This is a genomic window from Sphingomonas sp. (genome assembly GCF_031380695.1).
Lineage (GTDB): Bacteria > Pseudomonadota > Alphaproteobacteria > Sphingomonadales > Sphingomonadaceae > Sphingomicrobium.
The window spans coordinates 1-4,758 of the sequence record NZ_JANMWY010000305.1 but is presented as its reverse complement, the minus strand read 5'-3'; the positions used below and the strand labels follow the sequence as shown (position 1 = coordinate 4,758).

The following is a 4,758-nucleotide window of genomic DNA, read 5'->3' as shown; positions in this document are numbered from 1 at the left end:
CCGCCGCGGCGACCAGTGCGCCGTCGGGTTCGGCCAGTTCGGTCTCCAGCCCGTACCCCGCGTCCTGCGCCTTGGCCCGCGCGTAGACCGTCCCGCGCACCTCGCCGAGCAACGCCTCGACCGGCCCGAACGGCGACCCTTCGCCCAATCGCTGCAACCACCCCTCGGACGGCAGCGCCCGCGACGCTTCGACCGCCGATTCCAGCGCGGTCGCACCCTCGTCGTCGTATGAACAGACATCCAGCAACCGCGCCGCCAGCCCCCGCCGCCGCCCGCGCGACTTGCCCTCCGGCCCGACCAGCCAGCGGCGCAGCTCGATCGCCTCCTGCCCGCCCAGCGCGACCGAAAAAGTCGAATCGGCCGCATCGAACAGGTGATGCCCCTCGTCGAAGATCAGCCTGCTCGGCGCATCGGGCCGCCCGCGCGCGGCGTTGACCATCACCAGCGCATGGTTGGCGATGACGATGTCCGCCTCACGCCCGGCCCGCTCGGCGCGCTCGATGAAGCAGCGCCGATAATGCGGGCACCCCGCATAGACGCACTCGCCGCGCCGGTCGGTTAGTGCGGTCGCCCCCGCCCGCCGGAAGAGGCTCGGCAACCAGCCGGGCAGATCGCCGCCGACCATGTCGCCGTCCTTGCTATACGCCGCCCACCGCCCGGCGAGTTGCGCCAGGATCGCCGCGCGCCCGGTGAACGCGCCCTGCATCGCGTCTTCCAGGTTGAGCAGGCACAGATAATTCTCGCGCCCTTTGCGCACCACGATGCGCTTCTTGCGCTCCTCGGCTTCGGGCACGATCCGCACACTCTCGGCGTCGAGTTGCCGCTGCAGCGCTTTGGTAAAGGTCGACACCCACACCGTCCCGCCCGACCGCTCGGCCCATAGCGACGCGGGCGCGAGATAGGCCAGCGTCTTGCCGATTCCGGTTCCCGCCTCGGCCAGCACTATCGTTGGCGCGCCCGGGGCGGGGCGGGGCACGAACATCGCCGCCGCCTCCGCCGCCATCGCCTGCTGGCCCAACCTGGGCTCGCGGCCGTCACCGGTGAGGTGCGCCAGCCGCTCGATCGCCTCCGCGCCCGACACGCTGACCGTGCGCGGCGGCGGGCGCTCGGCCGCCTCGTCCCACTGCGGCAGGCGCGAAAACAGCATCCGCTCGCCGCGCTCGGGCTTGGCGATCCGCGCCCCGATCAGCGGTGCCCACGACCAGCCCAGCCGATGCAGCGTCGCATTCGACGTCCACGCCCCCTCGCGCTCGCGCCACGCCGGATCGTCCGCCGCCGCCATCAACGCTTCCGCGATCGGCCGCAGCGCCGCCGCCCCCGCCTCCTCGCCCTCGGGCACCGCCAGCCCCAGCGTGCGGCACATCCCCGCCACCGTCGGCACCGCGAACCGCGCCGGGTGGACGAAGGCGAACAGCTCGAGCAGGTCGAGCCCCGACAGATCGGGATAGCCGAGCCGCTGGCCGACCAGCGGCGCATTGAGCAAGATATGCGGAGTCTCCGCCGCCCGCGCGATCGCCTCCCCCCGCGACGCCCCGCGCACGCCGTCGCCGTCGGCCAGCCAGATGCCGGCATGGGTTGCGTGGAGAGAGGGAAGGGGGAGCATGGTTCACCTATAGAGGTGCGCAGAACGAACCAGCAACAAAGATCCTCCCTGGCACGGGGAGGTGGCATTGCGCAGCAATGACGGAGGGGCCCCTCCATTCGAGATCGACACCCCCGCCGCACCGCCCCTCCGTCAGCCTGCGGCTGCCACCTCCCCAAGCTGGGGAGGAGCTGCTAGTGCCCCGCGCATGACCGATCCCGCGATCCGCGCCGCCGCCATGACCGCCAAGGCCTGGCCCTATGAGGAAGCGCGCAAGCTCTTGAAGCGCTGGCCCGACGGTAAGCCGGACGGACAGGCAGTGATCTTCGAAACCGGCTACGGTCCCTCGGGTCTGCCGCACATCGGCACCTTCAACGAAGTCCTCCGCACCACCATGGTCCGCCGCGCCTATGAGGAGTTAACCGGCAACCCCACGCGCCTGATCGCGTTCAGCGACGACATGGACGGGCTGCGCAAGGTGCCCGACAATATCCCCAACGCCGATATGCTGGCGGCCAATCTCGGCCAGCCGCTGAGCCGCATTCCCGACCCGTTCGGCACGCACGATAGCTTCGCGGCGCATAACAACGCCCTGCTGCGCGGCTTCCTCGATCGCTTCGGCTTCGACTATGAATTCGTCTCCTCCACCGACGCCTACGCCAGCGGCCAGTTCGACGACACGCTCCGCATGGTCCTGCGCCAGTGGGACGCCATCCTCGGCGTCATGCTCCCGACCCTGCGCGAAGAACGCCGCCTGACTTACTCCCCGGTCCTGCCCATCTCCCCCACCACCGGCCGCGTCCTCCAAGTCCCCGTCACCGTTGTCGATGCCGACGCCGGCACCGTCGCCTTCACCGACGAGGACGGCACCCCCGTCACTCAGTCTGCGCTCGGTGGCCTGGCGAAACTGCAATGGAAGGTCGACTGGGCGATGCGCTGGGTCGCGCTCGGCGTCGATTATGAAATGGCCGGCAAGGACCTCATCGACTCGACCATCCAGTCGGGCAAGATCGCGCGCCTCCTCGGCGCCCGCCCGCCCGAAGGTTTCAACTACGAGATGTTCCTCGACGAAAAGGGCGAGAAGATCAGCAAGTCGAAGGGCAACGGCCTGACCCTCGATCAGTGGCTCGAATATGGCAGTCAGGAGAGCCTCGCCTTCTTCGCCTACCGCGAACCGCGCAAGGCCAAGAGCCTGCACATCGGCGTCATCCCCCGCGCGGTCGACGAATATCTCCAGTTCCGCGGCAATTACCCCACCCAGCCGGTCGAACAACGGCTCGGCAACCCGGTCCACCACATCCACGGCGGTCAGGTCCCGGCGACGACGCTGCCGCTGACCTACGGCCTCCTCCTCAACCTCGCCTCGCTCCCCGGCGTGGGCGACAAGGCGACCGCGTGGAAATTCGTCCAGCGCTACGCGCCCGGATCGTCCCCCGAAACCGAACCCGAACTCGACAGCCTGATCGGCCTCGCGGTCAACTATGCGCGAGACTTCGTTGCCCCGACGCTCAAGCGCCGCGCGCCGACGGAGATCGAACGCGCCGCCCTCATCGACCTCGACGCCGAACTGGCGAAACTCGCCCCCGACACGACCGGCGACGAGATCCAGAACCTCGTCTTCGAAATCGGCAAGCGCCACGCCTTCGAAAGCCTGCGCCACTGGTTCCAGGCGCTCTACGAAACCCTGCTGGGTTCGTCGCAGGGCCCCAGAATGGGTAGCTTCATTGCGTTGTATGGCGTGGAAAATTCACGAAGGTTGATTGGTGAAGCGCTTGCCGCGACGTAATCAGCGAATGTCTGCAAACGACCCAATTTCGGACACTAGTTGGTCACTTCCGGCTTTCCTTAAAAATGACTGCATCTCGATCAGCGCTCGAGCAGAGCGCGAACGCTGGCGTCGGGCTCGCCCGGGCGTGAGGAATACCTGACGCAGACTATCCAGCCGTGTTCGGTGCCGGCGGCGCGCCGCCACAGATCGGTGATGAAATAGCGCCCAGACCGGTCGATGCCTCCGATGGTCGCGTCAAAATCCGCGATTGCTGACATGGCGACCAGATCGTCCGAGACGCGCCGGCAGTGAGCGTCTTCGTAGGCGAAACGCGTGCAGACATAGGAAGTCACGGCAGTCTCGAGCCAGTTGGAACGCTCGAACGGCTTAGTCGGGACGGTAGAGACGATGAGCGCAAAATCCGGAGCAAGAAATGCGTCAAGAGTTGCCCGGTCCTGCTTCATCCACGCTTGCATCCAGCGCGTCGAAGCCGCAACTACGGCGTCGAAATCAGCATCGCTCATCGTCTGCTCCATGCCATTATCTCGAGTGGCCATAGGCTCAGGCTACTACCCGACAGCCGCCCCTTGTGCGCAATGTCGGCTTTTGACCCCTGCAGGGGCTCCGGCTTCGCGAAGCGCCGGCGCCCTTGACGCCCTCAGACTTAGCGGTCGAACTCCAGCACGTCCGTCGGAGCTCCCTTTATCCTCAGCATTTTGCGATTGATGGTCAGGTGCTTACCGTCTGCCGAGACCGTTGCGGCAGACTGCACCGAAAGCTTGCCGTGCAGGCGCGCGCCGGCTTTGATTTGGCGGGCGCTCACCGCACTAAGAGAGATGCTGTCGGCGTTCGGGTTTCCGATCATCGGATAGGATTTGCCGTCCGTGCCCGCCGAATAGCTGAAATTCAGCTCCTTGCCCGCTGGATCCTTAGAACTAGATTTTACCGTCACCTTGCCGCCGGAAATGTCGTAGGTTCGGGTCTCGCTCTGCTCCTTGCTGGAAGAAGCAAACTTCGACTTCGCTGCATCGAGATGCCATGTGCCGTTCCACAGCTTGGCGTTAGGCGTCGCTGCGCTCAGCCCCTGCGGCATGACGATGGCGGCAGTGGCGAGGATCAGTGCAAATTTCAATGGTGCGTTCATGGCCGAGCTCCTTTGAAGGATCACAGGCCGCCGCCTACAACTCAAAGCGGTGACGGGCCCATGTACGCTTGATTGACAAACGGCAGAAGCCTGCTTTTTTGACGCCGAATGAATGTCTGCTCTCCACCAATTGCGGACATTCGCGTTTCATGAATAAAACATTTTCCTACTCGGCTGCGTTCTGACACATCATCGTCGATGCGGCCTGCTCGTTCCTCGATACCGATCTGCGCTGCACTGCCGTGCGCGGGCGGAGGGCGGCGT

General features: G+C 66.1%; 4 protein-coding genes and 1 pseudogene. 1 reads left to right on the top strand and 4 read right to left on the bottom strand.

Annotated features, from left to right (window positions below; genetic code table 11):
• Window positions 1-1,603 (bottom strand): annotated as a pseudogene (locus tag RMN84_RS11025) (ATP-dependent DNA helicase); the annotation flags it as partial.
• A 187-nt stretch (window positions 1,604-1,790) separates the two neighbouring features.
• Here RMN84_RS11025 and RMN84_RS11020 point away from each other — a divergent pair.
• The gene (locus tag RMN84_RS11020) at window positions 1,791-3,368 is read left to right on the top strand and encodes a lysine--tRNA ligase (protein ID WP_309612219.1); all 1,578 of its coding nucleotides are present in this window, start codon (window positions 1,791-1,793) and stop codon (window positions 3,366-3,368) included.
• A gap of 80 nt (window positions 3,369-3,448) precedes the next feature.
• On the opposite strand, the gene RMN84_RS11015 is transcribed toward RMN84_RS11020, so the two are convergent.
• From RMN84_RS11015 to RMN84_RS11005, 3 genes are all read right to left on the bottom strand, one after another.
• Window positions 3,449-3,886: a nuclear transport factor 2 family protein gene (locus RMN84_RS11015; RefSeq protein ID WP_309612218.1), complete on the bottom strand. Its 438-nt coding sequence runs from the start codon at window positions 3,884-3,886 to the stop codon at window positions 3,449-3,451.
• A gap of 128 nt (window positions 3,887-4,014) precedes the next feature.
• Complete coding sequence (locus tag RMN84_RS11010) at window positions 4,015-4,494, bottom strand: hypothetical protein (RefSeq protein WP_309612217.1); 480 nt, start codon at window positions 4,492-4,494, stop codon at window positions 4,015-4,017.
• 41 nt (window positions 4,495-4,535) lie between these two features.
• Window positions 4,536-4,758 (bottom strand): hypothetical protein (locus tag RMN84_RS11005; RefSeq protein WP_309612216.1); only part of this gene is annotated, 223 nt, incomplete at its 5' end.